Origin of the sequence: Myroides sp. DW712, assembly GCF_046557355.1 — a bacterium.
Taxonomy (GTDB): Bacteria; Bacteroidota; Bacteroidia; order Flavobacteriales; family Flavobacteriaceae; genus Flavobacterium.
Window position 1 is genome coordinate 1 of record NZ_JBKFDO010000009.1, and the last position, 16,320, is coordinate 16,320.

Annotated in this window: 16 protein-coding genes and 1 pseudogene; 11 read left to right on the plus strand and 6 right to left on the minus strand. The window is 29.3% G+C overall.

Annotated elements, in window-relative coordinates:
• Positions 1 to 200: 200 nt before the first annotated feature.
• Both ACLJX0_RS08715 and ACLJX0_RS08720 read left to right on the plus strand, forming a co-directional pair.
• Positions 201 to 2,030 (plus strand): DUF262 domain-containing protein, encoded by a 1,830-nt coding sequence (locus ACLJX0_RS08715; protein WP_410879812.1) that lies wholly within the window; start codon positions 201 to 203, stop codon positions 2,028 to 2,030.
• The gene (locus ACLJX0_RS08720; RefSeq protein WP_410879813.1) at positions 2,020 to 4,260 is read left to right on the plus strand and encodes a DUF262 domain-containing protein; all 2,241 of its coding nucleotides are present in this window, start codon (positions 2,020 to 2,022) and stop codon (positions 4,258 to 4,260) included. The genes ACLJX0_RS08715 and ACLJX0_RS08720 overlap by 11 nt, the downstream gene beginning before the upstream one ends.
• Positions 4,261 to 4,290: 30 nt before the next feature.
• On the opposite strand, the gene ACLJX0_RS08725 is transcribed toward ACLJX0_RS08720, so the two are convergent.
• The 3 genes from ACLJX0_RS08725 to ACLJX0_RS08735 are packed head-to-tail and all read right to left on the minus strand — an operon-like array spanning position 4,291 to position 5,268.
• A complete protein-coding gene (locus tag ACLJX0_RS08725) occupies positions 4,291 to 4,500 on the minus strand; it encodes a DDE-type integrase/transposase/recombinase (RefSeq protein WP_410879814.1) in 210 nt (69 codons plus the stop codon).
• Between the two features lie 4 nt (positions 4,501 to 4,504).
• Entirely contained in the window at positions 4,505 to 4,921 is a 417-nt protein-coding gene (locus tag ACLJX0_RS08730) for an IS3 family transposase (RefSeq protein WP_410879815.1), read from the minus strand.
• 47 nt (positions 4,922 to 4,968) lie between these two features.
• Positions 4,969 to 5,268, minus strand: a complete 300-nt coding sequence (locus tag ACLJX0_RS08735; RefSeq protein WP_410879816.1) for a transposase — start codon at positions 5,266 to 5,268, stop codon at positions 4,969 to 4,971.
• A 473-nt stretch (positions 5,269 to 5,741) separates the two neighbouring features.
• On the opposite strand from ACLJX0_RS08735, the gene ACLJX0_RS08740 reads away from it, so the two are divergent.
• The 5 genes from ACLJX0_RS08740 (at position 5,742) to ACLJX0_RS08760 (ending at position 8,555) form a co-directional block, all read left to right on the plus strand.
• On the plus strand, positions 5,742 to 6,065 hold the full coding sequence (locus tag ACLJX0_RS08740) for a hypothetical protein (protein ID WP_410879817.1): 324 nt from the start codon (positions 5,742 to 5,744) through the stop codon (positions 6,063 to 6,065).
• A 26-nt stretch (positions 6,066 to 6,091) separates the two neighbouring features.
• On the plus strand, positions 6,092 to 6,397 hold the full coding sequence (locus tag ACLJX0_RS08745) for a hypothetical protein (protein ID WP_410879818.1): 306 nt from the start codon (positions 6,092 to 6,094) through the stop codon (positions 6,395 to 6,397).
• 52 nt (positions 6,398 to 6,449) lie between these two features.
• Positions 6,450 to 7,694, plus strand: coding sequence for a hypothetical protein (locus ACLJX0_RS08750; protein WP_410879819.1), 1,245 nt, complete (start codon positions 6,450 to 6,452; stop codon positions 7,692 to 7,694).
• An 11-nt stretch (positions 7,695 to 7,705) separates the two neighbouring features.
• Complete coding sequence (locus tag ACLJX0_RS08755; RefSeq protein ID WP_410879820.1) at positions 7,706 to 8,050, plus strand: hypothetical protein; 345 nt, start codon at positions 7,706 to 7,708, stop codon at positions 8,048 to 8,050.
• Between the two features lie 202 nt (positions 8,051 to 8,252).
• Positions 8,253 to 8,555, plus strand: a complete 303-nt coding sequence (locus ACLJX0_RS08760; protein WP_410879821.1) for a hypothetical protein — start codon at positions 8,253 to 8,255, stop codon at positions 8,553 to 8,555.
• Positions 8,556 to 8,684: 129 nt separating this feature from the next.
• Here ACLJX0_RS08760 and ACLJX0_RS08765 read toward each other — a convergent pair whose 3' ends face one another.
• Both ACLJX0_RS08765 and ACLJX0_RS08770 read right to left on the minus strand, forming a co-directional pair.
• Positions 8,685 to 8,945 (minus strand): DUF3408 domain-containing protein, encoded by a 261-nt coding sequence (locus tag ACLJX0_RS08765; protein WP_410879822.1) that lies wholly within the window; start codon positions 8,943 to 8,945, stop codon positions 8,685 to 8,687.
• Positions 8,920 to 9,351: a DUF3408 domain-containing protein gene (locus ACLJX0_RS08770; RefSeq protein ID WP_410879823.1), complete on the minus strand. Its 432-nt coding sequence runs from the start codon at positions 9,349 to 9,351 to the stop codon at positions 8,920 to 8,922. Before ACLJX0_RS08770 ends, ACLJX0_RS08765 begins: the two co-directional genes overlap by 26 nt.
• Positions 9,352 to 10,015: 664 nt before the next feature.
• Here ACLJX0_RS08770 and ACLJX0_RS08775 point away from each other — a divergent pair.
• The 3 genes and pseudogenes from ACLJX0_RS08775 to ACLJX0_RS08785 all read left to right on the plus strand — a co-directional run.
• Positions 10,016 to 10,828: a helix-turn-helix domain-containing protein gene (locus ACLJX0_RS08775; protein WP_410879824.1), complete on the plus strand. Its 813-nt coding sequence runs from the start codon at positions 10,016 to 10,018 to the stop codon at positions 10,826 to 10,828.
• A gap of 168 nt (positions 10,829 to 10,996) precedes the next feature.
• Positions 10,997 to 12,589: an alpha/beta hydrolase-fold protein gene (locus tag ACLJX0_RS08780; RefSeq protein ID WP_410879825.1), complete on the plus strand. Its 1,593-nt coding sequence runs from the start codon at positions 10,997 to 10,999 to the stop codon at positions 12,587 to 12,589.
• Between the two features lie 871 nt (positions 12,590 to 13,460).
• Positions 13,461 to 13,595, plus strand: a pseudogene (locus ACLJX0_RS08785) (helix-turn-helix domain-containing protein); the annotation flags it as partial.
• Between the two features lie 76 nt (positions 13,596 to 13,671).
• On the opposite strand, the gene ACLJX0_RS08790 reads toward ACLJX0_RS08785, so the two are convergent.
• Positions 13,672 to 14,193, minus strand: coding sequence for an NADPH-dependent FMN reductase (locus tag ACLJX0_RS08790; protein WP_410879826.1), 522 nt, complete (start codon positions 14,191 to 14,193; stop codon positions 13,672 to 13,674).
• Positions 14,194 to 15,217: 1,024 nt separating this feature from the next.
• Here ACLJX0_RS08790 and ACLJX0_RS08795 point away from each other — a divergent pair.
• Positions 15,218 to 15,853 carry a tetratricopeptide repeat protein gene (locus ACLJX0_RS08795; RefSeq protein ID WP_410879827.1) on the plus strand — a complete coding sequence of 212 codons (636 nt, stop codon included), beginning with the start codon at positions 15,218 to 15,220 and terminating at the stop codon, positions 15,851 to 15,853.
• Positions 15,854 to 16,320: the final 467 nt, after the last annotated feature.

A 16,320-nucleotide genomic window follows, 5' to 3' on the forward strand; every position in this document is an offset into this window, starting at 1 on the left:
TTTAATTCTTCAACTTTTGTAATATTGAAATGCTCTACCAAATACGCTGGTAGGATTAGTTTTAGTATTTCTTTGCTATCCATCATCATGCAAAGATATTATTTTACAACTTCCTCCCCAACTTTTGTGCTTGATCCGAAAAAGTCAAAAAAAATGACATATTTTTACTTATGTTAATAAAAATATAAAATTTGATAATTATGAAGGAAAATCAAATTAAAACATTAAGTATTGCTGAACTTTTAGGGAATAACTTTTACATTCCAGAGTACCAGAGAGGTTACAGATGGACAAAAATAAACGTATTGCAGTTACTAAATGACATTTGGGAATATAGACAAGAGCCTAATAATAGAAACACATTCTATTGCTTACAGCCAGTAGTCGTAAGAAAAGCAGATTGGCATGACATACAAGGAAATAACATACATGGTTTTGAACTGATTGACGGACAACAACGCTTAACAACTCTTCATCGAATTGTTACTTATTTAACATTGGAATATCTTCAAAATAATCTAAAATCCGAAGGATATCCTGATAACTTATATTCTATTTATTACAAAACAAGACTCGAATCCAAAACATTTTTGGAATCAAACCAAGTTAATAATACTAAACCAGATTTATATTATATGAGCGAGGCTTATAAATGTATTAAAGAATGGTTTGAAGATGGAAATAAGGGAATACCAAGGCAAGTTAAAGATGAAATGTTGAAAATCATTTTGCCAAGTATCTTGACAAATGATAAAGGGGGAAATCAGCTTCCTGAATGGAGTGTGCAAGTAATTTGGTATGAAATAAAAGATACAGAACAAAAAAGTGAAGAATTATTTACTCGTTTAAACCGTGGAAAAATACCTCTTACAAGTGCTGAATTGATTAAAGCAAAATTTGTTAATTCTGACAGTTTTAATGAAATGTCAAATGATGATAAAATTAAACGTAGAACACAATTAATACAAATTTGGGATGAAATTGAAAACCAACTTAACAACCCAAAGTTTTGGGCTTTTGTTTCAAATGAAAAACTAGATAAATATAGCAATAAAATTGAATATTTGTTTGACATTATTGCTAATAAAAAACCAAATGAAAGAGACCCTTTATTCAGCTTTATTCACTTTTTTGAAGAAAATGAAACTGCTGATTCACTTTGGAGAAAATGGATTGAGGTAGAAGAAATCTACCGTTCTTTAGCTTATTGGTATTCTAACAAAAATTTTTATCATAAAATTGGATATCTCATTTCTACAGGAACACCGATTGGCAATTTAATACAAATCAAAAAAAACAACACGAAACTAAATTTTGAAGAAGAAATAGATCAACTAATTTCAAATGGAATTGATGATAATTGGGAAGATTTGAGTTACGACAAAAGAAGCGATCATGATAAAATTATTAAAGTTTTACTTTTAACCAATATTGAACTGACGAGAGCCAATAAAAATAGTAATGAGTTTTTCCCCTTTGAAATATATAAAAGCATTACAAAAAGCTTAGAGCATATTCACGCTCAAAATATTGAGGGGATAAACGAAAATAAAAGAGAAGAATGGTTCAATTGGCTTCGTTCACATACTAACATATTATTAAATGTAGCAATTGATAAAGAAAAGGCAAAAAAAATTATTGCAGAGGTCGATTCAATTGACGAGAAAACATACAGATATGAAAGCTTTAAACTTTTAAGTGAAAGGATTTTAAAACTAATTCCTTCTGATGAAAGTAATGAAAATGAATATTTACATAAAATTCAAAATATGGCATTGCTCGGACTTACTGAAAACATTTCGTTGAGCAATTCTGTTTTTGAAGTAAAACGCAGAAAACTTATTGAATTGGACAGAATTGGGGCTTTTATTCCATTGGCCACCAAAAGAATTTTTCTGAAGTATTACGCATCTGAAAATGGCCAACATTATTCTGTTTGGACTAAAGACGAACGAGATGCTTACTTAAAGGAAATATGTAAATGCGTAAAACTATACAAACCTGAAATCGTTGAAGAAAATGAGAACTAATTATATTGAAATACTGCATAATAAGGTTGAAATACCAATTATTCAACGAGATTATGCACAAGGCCGAACAGATAAAAAAACTAATAGAATCAGAAAAGATTTTTTAGATATTTTATTTGACTTTATTTCTAAAAAACAGTTAAATTCAGATATGGAGATTGAATTAGATTTTATTTATGGATTCAATGAAAAAGATACTAATAATCAAACAACTTTCATACCTATTGATGGGCAACAAAGATTAACTACACTTTGGTTGTTGTATTGGTTTGTTTCAGTAAAAGAAAATATCTCAGATGAAGAAGTAACTTTTCTTTCTTACTTTCTATATGAAACAAGACACAGTACTACAGAGTTTTATAGAAATTTGATTCATTTTAAACCTGAATTTACACATAAACATATCAATGAGGAAATTACAAATCAGCCTTGGTATTTTGAAACTTGGGATTTTGACCCAAGTATTCAGGCAATGCTTGTTGTATTAAAAGATATTGAGGTAAGATATAGAAATTTGGATATAAATTCTGTATGGAATATAATCGAAAACTCACCATTTTATTTCTACAAGTTAGATATGGAGAAAGTCGGTTTAACAGACGATCTGTACATAAAAATGAATTCTCGTGGAAAACCTTTAACGGAGTTTGAATATTTTAAAGCAGGATTTGCTGAAATAATATCTGAACCAAAACAAAAAAAACGTTTTGAAGAATCAATTGATGGAGTATGGATTGATACAGTTTGGCATATTATTTTTGAATTTGGGGCATTATCCCAGAATGAGGATATTGCTTTAACAGTTGATAATTCATTTCTTAATCTTTTCAACTTTATTACTTCAATTATTTCTTTCAAAAAAGATTTGAAGGACTCAAATGATAAACGATATACAAATACAGTTGAATCTGCTGATTTGCTCAAAATTATCTACAGTAATATTGAAAACCAAAATTTTTTATTTGACACCTTAGACGCTATATGCAATCAAGAACAACAAGAGCCTACATTTTGGAATAATTTGTTCTATATTGAAAAAGAAAACTTTGATATTCATAAGACAAGGTTATTTTTTCAACACAAAGACACAAATCTTTTAAGACGTTGCTTATTTCACTATTCAGATTACAGAGGTTTATCTTTGCCTGAACAAATTTTGTTATTAGGTTGTTTTACACAACTTAAAACACCAAATAGCAGTTTTAATGAACAAATCAGAACCTTAAGAAACTTAGCTGTAAACTCTGAAAATGAACTTCGTGAATCTGTTTTAGGAAATGTTTTTGAAGAAGCTGAACATTTTATAGTAAATGGAGATTTGGAGATCTTCAAAACATTTAAAACTGACCAAATTGAAGAAGAAAAGTCCAAAAATGAATATTTAAGTCAATCACCAACAAGTAGAGAAACACTTCAAAAACTTGAAGATAGTGAAATATTGAGAGGTAGTATTTCTTTGTTCCCTTTGGAAAGTAACTTTAAAAATAGAGCTGATAAATTTTTAGAACTATTTGACGAAGATGAAATTATTTCAGATTTTAACACTAAGAGCAATCTTTTATTGAGCTTTGGAGACTATTCACAAGACGATGGTACATTGAAAAACTTAATGTCTAATAAAAGCCGTGTCATTAGAAATTTCCTAACAACACCAGGTTATAATAAAATACATTTTTATGAAAAAACAAGAATGGTTATTTTACAATGTTTAGACTTCTTTATAGCCAATCAATCGATTTCAATTCAGCATAAAATTCAAGAAACTCTTTCAAATTATTCTAACAACCCAAAAGATTGGAAATATTACTTTATGAAATATTCATTATTCAGAGAAAGCTGCAATCAAGGATATTACTTTTTTTGGAAGGATAATGATTATTGTATTTGGAAAATGAAAGAAAAACAATTTAATGGTCAGCATTGGAACCCATTTTTTAACGAAATTAAAAACTCAAAAAGAATTAAAAATATCAATCTTGAAAATTATGGAGCAAAACTTGTTTTCTCACATAACCGTAAAAAGATATTGATTTCATCATTACCAAACGGTTTTTTAATTGAAAATGGTATGACGGATAGAAGGGCAAATACATTATTAGATGAGTTGGAAGAAAAAGGAATAATTAACAACGAGGGACATTACGTAGTACCACAAAATAGTAATGAAATTGATTTGCAAGATAGAATAGAACTACTTGAACTAATGTTAAAAGAAATTGAAAAAAAATAACACCGATCGCGCGGATTTGTAATCCGTGCGCTAAATTGTAAAAGAAAAAGTCCTACTCATGCTTCTAACAACATTAAAGGACTCTAAAAAATTTGCAAATTTGTAGTTTGCATATTGTACTCCTTGGTCAGAATGGAAAATTAATCTGTCTTCAAAAGATCTGTTCTTTTTAGCCATTTTAAAGGCTGCTAAAGTGGTGTTTTCCGTTGACATATCTTTACTCAGACTCCATCCAATCACCTTTCTATCGAATAGATCTATTATTGTAGTTAGATAAATAAATAAACCCTTCTTTTACAGCGATATAATTAATATCGAATACCCAAGCTTTCCCTGGTTCGGTTTGTGTAAATTCTCTATCTAAAATATTGTCAACTACTAAATAATTGTGTTCAGAATCTGTGGTAATTCTATATTGTCGAGCTGCTTTACTACGTAATCCTAACTCTCTCATATACTTAGCTACTGTTGGCTTAGACACTTTATAACCTCGTGCATTCAGTTCTATTGTAAGGCGAGGACTACCATAACGCTGTTTAAACTCGAAGTAAACTTCTGTAATAACTCGTTTTAGATCTGCTTTGGCTTGTTTACTTTTATTAACAGGAGACCGTTTCCAATGATAATAACCACTTCTACTTACCTCTAAAACCTTACACATAATCCCAATCGGAAATTCATGTTCATGATTAAATATGAACAGGTAAATCATTTGCCGGTCTTTGAGAAAATGCCGATTGCTTTTTTTAATATTTCATGTTCTAATTCAACAGCTGCTAACTTCTTTTCTAACTCTTTTATTCTTTCTTGTTCTGGTGTAAGCTTTTGTTTGCCATTACCTGGAAAACTAGCATCTCCAAACTCTTGAGCCTCTTTACACCATTTATATAACAAGGTGGCTCGAATTCCAAGTTCACGAGCTAATTCTGATTTGTTTGTTCTTTCCTTAGCCAGTTCAACGGCTTGCTTCTTAAAAGCTGCATCGTAAGTCTTTCTAATTCTTTTCATAAGTCAAAGATAAGTTTTTAAGCTTAACTCTTTGTCCAGACTAAGTTAGCAAGTCCAATCATACCCTTCTAAGTTTTTACGATGGCTTGAATAGACCCATTATTATTTTATACACCATCAATGACCAGGGAATGGAAACATTGGTGCAAAAAATGCAGGCGTTACAGTTTTTTTGACACGAAGAAAATCATCCAACAGAAAGTGGACTAATAGATCATAATCCTTAAAAATTCAACTGTACTACAAGCAGATTGTAAATTCGCGTTTATTATTTAAAAACGAATAGAGTATATAAACAGTATTCACATTTAAAAAATATATTTTTATATTAAAAAACGAACCGAAAAAACATTATTAGGATAAAATATTTTAAAAAAAAAACAAGTATATTTTTTTTGTGCAAAAAAAATACTTAAATTTAACTATAATTAACGTTAATTTTTAAACTAAATAGTAATTAAAAATGAAAGAATATGAAAAAAACATATTTACTTATTATGGGGCTAATTGCTATTAATGCATCTGCTCAATCAATGACAGTAAGAGGTGAATCAAGTATCTTTATAAAAAAAGGATCAGAGGTTAAACTTGTATGCGATACACAAGTACAAACAGAATGTTACAGATTAATCATTGAGCCAATTTCTCAAGAACCATTTTTATCTGAAAATAGTGATGTTACTATCCACATAAATGATTCCAATATAAAAGAACTAAAATATACTGGTAAATTGATAAATACCAAAGAAAGCGAAAAATGTAATTGGGATACGGTAACTATACTACTAAAAAATTAACTTATACATACTAAAAGAAATATATTATGAAAAAATTAATTATTCTAAGTACATTCATTGGTTTTGGATGTTTTCAAATGCATGCGCAAACTCAAACTATAATAGCACATGGTGAGGCTAGTATTACAATAAGAAGTAATGGGGATACAAGAATTAATTGTAATTCTAAAATTGATACTGATTGTTATACAATGACTATATCAGGACCTGTTACGTCTTACGCAAAGGTCGATGTTGAAGTATATCCCATTAAAGAAAAATTACCAGTAAAATTTACAGGTAAATTAATAGAGTATTCTGATAATATTTTAATATTCAAAACAGAAAAATAAAATTATACCATTAGGCATAGTACTACTATGCCTAATTAAATAAAATAAAATTATGATAAAGAAATATTGTTATTTAGTATTACTTTTTTTCATTACTTCATTGGGAGGAAATTCTATATATTCACAAGATTTCAAACAAATAGATGAATATATAGATGAGATTCATCATTTAAATAGTGAAGAAACTACGATTTATATTTTATTTTCAAAAAATGATTGTGAAAATTGTATCTTATACCTACATAGTACATTAGATTTAATAGAAAAAAAAGTAGTTCTTGCAGAAAATATTAAAATTAATGTAATCACAGATAACATTGCCTATGCCAAAAAATATCTTAATAATTATAAACTACAATATAACTTTATTTTTGATAAAGATATATTTCATAATTTTGGTGTAGCATCAAGGACAATACTCTACTTAAGAGATAATGCTGAATTGATAACTGACCCAACAAAAATCAACCTTCACTTAAGTAAAATAAAAATCGATAAAAAGGTTGTTTTTTCTATAAAAGATTCTATTTTTTCTGATACTTCACCTATTATAGCTTCAATTTTAGAAGAAAATATTATTGCGCTTGACAATAATATGGATATTGCTTTACTCCTCCTAAAAAAAGATTCAACCTATACTCCTATTTTTTTAAACAGTCATATAGTGGATAGTTTAAAACTATATAATTTACCATTAAGAGATAAGAAAGAGCTAAAAGATTTTACCTTAATTAATTTCAAAGATGCGAAACCAATTTATAAAAATTTTAATATGGATATGCTCAAGATTCAGTCCTTCAGTAGCAAGGAAAATATGGTGTTTTGTAGATTTAGAATAAAAAGAATGTATCAGATAGGTGAATCTCTAGATAATATTCATATGATTTCCGATGATTTTATAGCCGTAAAAAAAATAAAAGATAAAAAAAACATTTCAACACTATTAGATATTGATCAATACGATACATATTATTTAACAAATTCCTTCTTTTTTAATGATAATGAATTCTTACTATCCAATTGGGTATATTCTTCTTTAAACATACTTGATGAAAATACAATTATTACAAATATTGATGTGCTAAATTCAGAAAATAAAAATGAATTTGGAGGTTTAGCTACATTGAAATTAGATCCACTAAATCAAAAAGTAAAAATGGTTGATTTAGCAACAAATGTTACAAAGGGAGAATATTTTAATACAGAAATTTTTTTAAATAGTAAGAAATATACTTTACAGAAAAAATGGATTGATGAAACAATAAATTTTGGAAAATTAGAATTAATAGAAAAATAAATTTATATATTATGAAAACAGTAACTTATTTAATTCTACTGTTCATTGTAACAGTATCTATAAAAGCGCAAGCACAATATACCCTTGAGGTACATGGCGCTGCAAATATTGTGATCTACGGAGGAACCACCAAAATATCTTGTGATAGCTCAGTAAAAACTACTTGCTATATGATTGTGAATAGTGGTTATAACATTCAATTAGGTAATGATATTACAATTTCTTACAAAGATCAATTAACTAACAAAACAGCTATTTTAGAGGGAACACTTATTCAAATGGATAAAAAAAATTCTTTTTCAGAAATTACAATACTAAACAAAGTTCAAAATTTAGATAAGGTAAATATTCAGTAAGTTAAAGAATATTTTTATCTTTATTAATTTCAAATCACTTATTAAATTTTAAATCGAAACAGTCTCTTATAAAAGAAACTATTAACGATTTCCTAAATAAAAAAATGATACTTCAGTAATTGAAATTTTAAATTCAATAAAATGGGGAAGCCTACAGGGAGATATAGCAATATTATTTATTTGTCATTCAGGATCAATTAATATGGATTTGTTTTCTAATCAAGTTCAATCTTTGGTACATGATTTAATTAATAGTGGTTATAAAGCTGTAATAGCTCCGTTTTGGGCGCTTGATGCTACAATTCCATCTTTTTGGCTAAACTACTTTCTAGAAAGTTTTATAGAAGGATATTCAATTAGTGAAGCAGTTTGTATTGCAAATAATTCATTAGCTGATTATCAAGAAAAAATCTCCAATAATTTTTTTGTTCCTGAAGGTAGGCTCGCAATGCATTTATATGGCAACCCTAATATCTTTATAAAAAACGACTATAATAGAAATTAATAATAGAAGTATAAATACAAAAAAATCAAGTAGGTTTATTATTATTTTAAGCTTTTAAATCATGGCAAATCAAATTATTAATTCTTCATTAACAAAGGCATCTTATAAATGCCTTTGTTGTTTAAGCCGTTACAATACCTTTAAAGTGTTTGATAGATTATATAAATAAGCATATACAGATATCTTATTTTCTCCTATTACTTGAACTATACGTGTTAACTTCTTATGGAACTCTGGACGAATATAAATCGTTTTGCCATCTTTTGCTTTAGTAGATACTTCTTTTAAAAAAGTATCTATATAATTCTCTATACTCTTAGTAATCTGTACTAGAGTTGATTCTCCTAAGTGATTATTTTTTCCATTATAAAATAGGTTTAAATTTGTCATTAAAATATTGGGTAATCTCAGAGTTATACTGCTGTAGATGTTGCTTTAAGATATTGTCTAAGTAAGAGTAAAGCGTAGTTTTTTCTTCTTTAGCCAATTGGGCTATACGAATTAATACTTCGTGATACTCAGGTCGGATATAAACGACCTTTCCAGCTCTTGATGAAGGAAATTCATTAATTAAAAAAAGCTCTTGGTATGTAGTAGTTGCTAATTCTTTCTTTATTTTGTTCTCTTTGACCTTTGTTGTTTTTTCTTGGATTAGAGATTCTTCTTTTTCTTCTACGATAGGTTTTTGTTCTACAGACTTAACTTCTATATCACCGCTCATGATATTCATTAAATAATCTTCATCAAGTAACTCATTTTGAGTGTCTTTTTTTGATGGTTGGTTTACTGTTCCCATATTGTACATTTTTAAAGGTTTACATTTTACATTATGGATAGTTGTAAGCTTTAGCTTGTCGAAAACTTTACTCTTGTAAGTATTTACACTAAGATTATTTTAAAACAGCTTTAAAGCGCTAATTGAAAGATAATTGCAAAACTTACTTTACTATCTTAGAGCAAAGGAAATATATATCCAGTTTGAAAACCTTAAATGGATTTTTAAGGTTACACTTGGCTCTTTAGTGTCAAATAGTAAGTGATTTCTTAATATGAAATCACTATAGATTTTACTTTGTAAAATTGGTGGATTTAGTAATCGAAAGATCACAGCAAGTTATGTTTTGAGGCACTCGAAATACAGTTCGTGCCATCAAAACTACTTGCTCTTGCAGAGGGCTGGAAAACTACTCCGAAGTCGTTGTTTTTTTTGTTGAGATAGTAGATAGACTCAAAATATAGAGGAGGAAATCGAAGATTTGTTTGAAAGAAACGAATTACTTTTTTTTAATAAATAAGCTAGTATCAAACTAGCGTTTGGAAAAGAGGCAGTTTCATACTTTGTCTAAAACTTTTTGTAAGTTTGAAATTCTTGCCTTGTCTGCAGTTTAGCGGTGAGAATCGTCATTTTCGCAAAATAGAAAACCATTAGACGTTATTTTAAAAAAAGTTATTATCAGGAAATGAAAGAAATATTTCAAACGTTCAAGCCAAAAAGCACTATTATCCAAAAGTATGTTGATTATTATTACTTGGACATTAAACCCAATAATATAATCAATGAATTTCAATGTTTCCCACATTTCAACAATACGATCTCAATTTATAAATCGCACAATCGATTAGAAAATGGAACTATGGTTTTTGATGAAACTACAAAACCTTTTCAGATTTTTACACCAATTCGCGAGAAGGTGCTTGATGTAACACAAATCGGAAGAGTGCATCGCATTGTTGTTGTTTTTAATCCTTTGGGCATTCAACAGTTTTATCGTAATCTAAACTTTACTAATTATATCACTGATTTTAACTTCCTTAACGAGAAAGAATTGAAAAAAATTTTCTCTACAACAAAAACCGAAATTCTTGTTGATTTATTGGATGATTTTTTTGAAAAAAAAATACAGCCATTTAATAATCAAACTCTTGAAGATGCTATTTCCTATATTTTTGAGCATAATGGAACTTTATCGATTACTGAAATTTCCAATAAAATCGGAATTAGCCGCCAACATCTAAATCGGATTTTTCAGCTACACTTAGGCGTTTCTATCAAAAAATTTCAAAATATTGTTATTTTTAGAAAAACAATCAATGAAAAGCTTTTTGAAAATCCTGAAAATAATTTTACAGAATTGGCTCACAAATTTAATTTTAATGATCAGTCTCATTTAATTAAAACTTATAAACATCTCACCGAGCAATCTCCAAAGGTCTTTTTTGACAAAGGTAAAATCTTAGGTGATGAAGATACCTTTTGGCATTTGCAATCTTAATTGCTGATGTTCCAATTGTACAATTTTTTGTAAATACTTGTTTTTAGTTTTGCTGTATTAAAATTTAATAAAATGAGGTATTATATTGCATTAGTATTGTTTTTTTTTGCCTTAAACGTCAAGGCGCAGGAAAATTACTCCAAATTGTCCCAACAAGCATTGGAAACTATGTGGAAAGCAAAAGATGAATCAGGTTACAAAAAAGCATTGGAAATGTATGAAAGCGCTTTTGAAACTTATCCTGATAGCATTGATGGAACTGGATTATATAAATCTTCCGTTCTTGCTTCTGAATTAAAAGATTACGATAAAGCATTCAAATATCTCACACCACTTGCGGCGATGAAAACTGATGAAGATGGTTATCCTGGCTGGAGTTATATTTTAGGAAGTTACTCCGAAAGTGAGTACAAAAACTTACTTTCTGATCTAAGGTGGAATATTCTAAAACAAAAAGCATTAGAAGATAAAGTGCTTTTTTATGATGAATTAAAGCAAAAAGAAAAGGAGTTTTATGATGTTTCTAATAACAATTTGATAGAAATTGAAAGTGCTGAAAATTTGTATGTAGCAATTAAAAAGTACCATCCCTACTTGCTAAAGAAGAATCAAGATTATTCTCTTTCTTTTCCAATCAATGATTCAACAAGAACTTCGTTTTTCATTCACTTGCCCAAAAATTATAATCCTCAAAAGAAATATGCAGTACTCTTTTTCCTCCACGGTGCAGTTAGGCAAAATGTTTTAACTGATTATCAACTTGCTGATTGGTTAGGAGGTTGGAATCGTTATTATACGAAATATGCAGAGCAAAATGAAGTCATTTTGATTTTTCCCAAAGGAAATAAGCAATACAATTGGATGACACCTGATGATGGATTTTATATGATACCTGAAATGTTGAGACTGATCAAAAAAGGGGTCAGCATAGATGATAACAAAGTTTTTATTTCAGGACATTCAAACGGAGCCACAGGTTCTTTTTCGTATTGGATGAAACAGCCAACACAATTTGCTGGTTTCTATGGATTCAACACTTATCCTATGGTTTTTACAGGAGGAACTTTTGTCGAAAACGGTAAAAACCGTTCGTTTATCAACTTTTCAACTGATGAAGACTATTACTATCCACCTAATGCCAACGATGATTTCACTAAGCTGATGAACGAAATCAACGCAGATTACAAAGAATACCGCTATAATGGGTTTCCACATTGGTTTCCACAATTTGATGAGTCTGAACCTGCATATCAAATTCTTTTTGAGGATTTAATTCAAAGGAGACGAGATCCGTTTCCGAAAGAAATTTATTGGGAACTAGACGATGAAAAATATGGCAATATTGATTGGGTTTCAGACATAAAATTAGATACTTTAAATTTAAAAACACCCTGGCATAAAGAATTGAACTTTAAAATTTCCAAATGGTTAGAATTTGAAGACCTAGAAGATGACAATAATGATAATTTAATCGAAAAAGAAGTGAACATCGATGCTTTTAAATTTCCAAGAAAATCAGGGAAAATAAAAGCCGAATATGGTAATAATATTTTCCGAATTAAAACATCAAGTATCCAATCATTTGTCATAAACATTTCGCCTGAAATGGTCAACTTGAAAAAGAAAATAAAAGTTTACGTAAATGGAAAATTGCATTTCAACGAAAAAGTAAAATACAATCGAGAGTTTATGCTGGAAAATTTTAAGAAAAGTAACGATCGAGAACAAGTTTGGGTAAATTACATCAAACTAAAAATATAAAAAGCACTTGATTATTAGCACCGGAATATCAAGTTCAATTGTAAGTATAGATTCTAGAAAAATAAGTAAATACGCTATATATAAAAGAAATAAAAGACTCGATTTATGTGATTCTTCGATAAATCTATTAAGTTTGACATTTTTAAGAATAGAAAGAATTATTTTTGAAAAAACTCATCCAAAAACACGTCTTTGGGACAGTGTTAAATTTTTAAAATCTCTTTTACCTCAAAATCAATTATTAAATAGTATATTTGGTTTTGAATCAAACAATACCAATCATAGCATAAAACTTTCCGAATAAGGTGCTCACTCCAATTCAAAAAAGTGAACCTCCCTATTTATAAAGCATACGAAGTAAAAGAGGCTAACCCTCTTTCTCCGCGAAGAAAACCGATAACACTCGTTATCGGTTTTTTTATTTCCAAAAAGTACCCAAAGCTCGCTTTGTGGGTACTTTTTGGAAATAAAAAAAGCACAAGACCGAATGCAATGAGGGATTGGTTTTTCTTTGTGTTTATTTACCCTTGTTTGGGATCTCTAATCCCTTTATTGGAAAAGGGAGATGGGAAAAGGGAAATCGGAACGCAGTATAAATTCATCAAACACCAAAACAAAATATAAAATCAGTGAGATAAATGGGGAAAATTATCTTAATAAAAAAGCACAAAACCTATGTCACAATGAGTTATAGATTTTTTCTTTTTTAGGGGTATCGCATTTTATTCAAAAGTGCACCTAAAAAGGTTATAGATTCGGTGCACAAAAAAATCCAAGCGATGTGTACCTTTCAACTTGGCAAACCCAGACGCCAAAAGGAACCAAAGAATTTTACACTGTCATTTTAGAACGTTTTTAGTGAATAGAAATTATGTTGCATATCAGCAAATGGACATTGCAACAGTACAGAGATAACGGACTGATACCGTTTATCAAACTCGAACGGAAAATTCTTTTCTGTAACAGCGATATTCGCAAGGTATTGGAAGATAACTATCAGCGTTAGCCGATTGTATAAAACTGTAACCGTATCGGTCAATCAAGGAAACGGTCCATTGCTTTAAGCGGTGGGCGGTGGAGTTCTATAAAAGTTTCTTAAATGCGTCAATAAATTTTTTTAAGTCGTCTTTCGTTTTATCATCAATTATATTGCCACTTTCGTTTATTTTTCCTTTGATACCTTTAATTAATAAAGTCGTTTCAGGTGTAAATTTTGCCATAATGGTATTTGCTAGGAGTTGTAGTTCTTCATGTCCCTTTTCGCCATTTGCAGAAGCTGTGATAATTCCTGTCGGCTTATCGGCAAATAAAGTTGTTGAAACGCACCATTCAATAGCATTTTTAAGTCCGCTTGGAATACTGAAAATATATTCAGGTGTACAAATCAAAACGCCGTCTGCCATTTCAATATTGTACCTAAAATCTGATATTATTTTTGGTGTATTGGCAACGGAAAGTTCGGGATTAAAATGCGGTAGTGTTTTTAAGTCATTAAAAACAGTTAAATTAAAAAATTCTTTTGTCAAATAAGCAAAGTTGTCAATGAGTTTTTGATTTGAAGAATTATCACTTGCACTTCCATTTATCACAAAGATTTTTTTCATTATGCCCACCTGTTATTATATCAACCGCTAAATTACAAAAAAAGCCAATACCAAAACTGCATTGACTTTCTTTAATCACGCTATCGGTTTCAGAGTTGCGAGACAAATGACTGTTCCATTCCCTTAAATTTATGCGATCCCTTTTGCCTATCCTCACCTACTTTCACGTTGCGTATCTTGGTGCAAATCTGCGTAGTGGCAATATTCTTATGTCCTAACATCTTGCTTAACCTTTCATTTGATACGCCATACCTTTGCTACGCTGTTTTTGAGTGTCTATTATTGATGGTTGTTTTGCTGTTTCCATATTGTACTTTTTTAAAGGTTTATATTTTACATTAAGGTTTAGCTTGTCGAAAACTTTGTACTTATACGTTTTTACACCAAGATCATTTTAAAACAGATTTAAGGTATTGTTTCAAAGACAATTGCAAAACTTACTTTACTATCTTACAACAAAGAAAGTATATGTATGCTTTGAAAAATTTAAATGGAATTTTAAGGCTATACTTGGCACTTTAGTGTCAAATAGTGAGTAATTTACTACTATGAAATCACTATAGATTTTACTTTGTAAAATTGGAGGATTTAGTAATCGAAAGATCACAGCATCCTAAGTTATGTTTTGAGGCACTCGAAACTACGTTCGTACTATCAAAACTACTTGCTCTTGCAGAGGGCTGGAAAACTACTCCGAAGTCGTTAGTTTTTTGTAGAAATAGTAGATAGACTAAAAATATTGAGTGGTTTACGGATTTCCGTAATAATATTAGAGAAAGTTTTAATATGTTTGACTTGATATTAACTCTCTCGCTATCCCTATTTTAAAAAGATATTTTTATTTGGATAGTTTCGCTAAACATAATAATTCAGCTTGTTAAGTATTTAACTTACAGCAAAACTAGATATATTAACAGCGTGTTATCCGAAATACGGATATAGATGTGGTTTTACGAAACTATGCTCTATTGTATTTCATAAAAAAACAATGTTAACTGCAATTGTAAAACCAAACCCATCATAAATGAAACAAATTAAAAGCATTGAAGATTGGAATAATTTATTAAATAAAGCTGATAAATCTGAAGATGATTTTTTACAAATAGGTCAAGCATATGAATATGGGATAATTTGTAAGAATAACTTTGAGATTAAAACAAACTTAGAAAAAGCTTTTGAATGGTATTTAAAAGGTTCAGAGAATAATTATTGCAAAATTAGAGTTGCAGATTTATTATCAGAAGGATTAGGTTGTGAAAAAAATATACAAAAATCAATAGAACTTTATACCGAATTAATCTCTAAAAACATGAGTATAGCAGCTTTTAATTTGTCAACAGTTTATCGTGATTTAGGTAATTACGATGAAACTTATAAATTACTTTACAAAGTCTTTGAAATAGATAACGTATATCCTATTGAACTTGCTTTTCATTATTTGTATGGTATCGGGACATTGGTCAATAAGTCAAAAGCTAAAGAGCTATTTTTAAATGTTACGAATAACAAGAAAAGTTATTCAGATTACGAAGTTGAACAAGCTAATTATCAGTTAGCATTATTTTATATTGCAAATAACGAAATAGATCATGCTAAAAAACTACTCTTAGAAAATGACAATGAGTTTTCTTACGATTTATTAAATATAATAGGAAGATAAAAATAACAACAGCAGTTAACATCGGCTTGCCCCATCGCGCGGATTTGTAATCCGTGCGCTAAATTGTAAAAGAAAAGGTTGTTGTAAATACCTAATTACTATTTCAGTTTGGTATGTAATTATTCAGATTTAAATAATAATCTTGAGACTGTATTTAAAGGATAGATATAGATACGGATTGCACTCATAGCTTTAGCTAAATTGAACGAAGTTAAACCTGATTGTGTGGACTTGTAGCCTGTGTGTATAAATAAAGGCACGGATTGCAAATCCGCGCCATCGAGGTATACAGATATTTTCTATAGTATTCATTACAGTATTGAAGTTATTAAATCCCGATAATTTCTAGTTAAATACTTAGCTTGATTATTAATACAAGAAATAACGACACTATTTAGAAGGCTAGCGTTTTACGTTAGCGTGAAAAAACTTGCGAATAGGCAACCAAACTCATTTTACTCATCCCT

Bases quoted from the DNA above. Each gene is read 5' to 3' on its own strand.
- ACLJX0_RS08765 (WP_410879822.1), bottom strand. From the start codon at position 8,945: ATGACAAATTTAAACCTATTTTATAATGGAAAAAATAATCACTTAGGA.
- ACLJX0_RS08755 (WP_410879820.1), top strand. From the start codon at position 7,706: ATGAAAACAGTAACTTATTTAATTCTACTGTTCATTGTAACAGTATCT.
- ACLJX0_RS08730 (WP_410879815.1), bottom strand. From the start codon at position 4,921: ATGTGTAAGGTTTTAGAGGTAAGTAGAAGTGGTTATTATCATTGGAAA.
- ACLJX0_RS08775 (WP_410879824.1), top strand. From the start codon at position 10,016: ATGAAAGAAATATTTCAAACGTTCAAGCCAAAAAGCACTATTATCCAA.
- ACLJX0_RS08715 (WP_410879812.1), top strand. From the start codon at position 201: ATGAAGGAAAATCAAATTAAAACATTAAGTATTGCTGAACTTTTAGGG.
- ACLJX0_RS08795 (WP_410879827.1), top strand. From the start codon at position 15,218: ATGAAACAAATTAAAAGCATTGAAGATTGGAATAATTTATTAAATAAA.
- ACLJX0_RS08790 (WP_410879826.1), bottom strand. From the start codon at position 14,193: ATGAAAAAAATCTTTGTGATAAATGGAAGTGCAAGTGATAATTCTTCA.
- ACLJX0_RS08760 (WP_410879821.1), top strand. From the start codon at position 8,253: ATGGATTTGTTTTCTAATCAAGTTCAATCTTTGGTACATGATTTAATT.
- ACLJX0_RS08780 (WP_410879825.1), top strand. From the start codon at position 10,997: ATGTGGAAAGCAAAAGATGAATCAGGTTACAAAAAAGCATTGGAAATG.
- ACLJX0_RS08740 (WP_410879817.1), top strand. From the start codon at position 5,742: ATGAAAAAAACATATTTACTTATTATGGGGCTAATTGCTATTAATGCA.
- ACLJX0_RS08735 (WP_410879816.1), bottom strand. From the start codon at position 5,268: ATGAAAAGAATTAGAAAGACTTACGATGCAGCTTTTAAGAAGCAAGCC.
- ACLJX0_RS08750 (WP_410879819.1), top strand. From the start codon at position 6,450: ATGATAAAGAAATATTGTTATTTAGTATTACTTTTTTTCATTACTTCA.
- ACLJX0_RS08770 (WP_410879823.1), bottom strand. From the start codon at position 9,351: ATGGGAACAGTAAACCAACCATCAAAAAAAGACACTCAAAATGAGTTA.
- ACLJX0_RS08745 (WP_410879818.1), top strand. From the start codon at position 6,092: ATGAAAAAATTAATTATTCTAAGTACATTCATTGGTTTTGGATGTTTT.
- ACLJX0_RS08720 (WP_410879813.1), top strand. From the start codon at position 2,020: ATGAGAACTAATTATATTGAAATACTGCATAATAAGGTTGAAATACCA.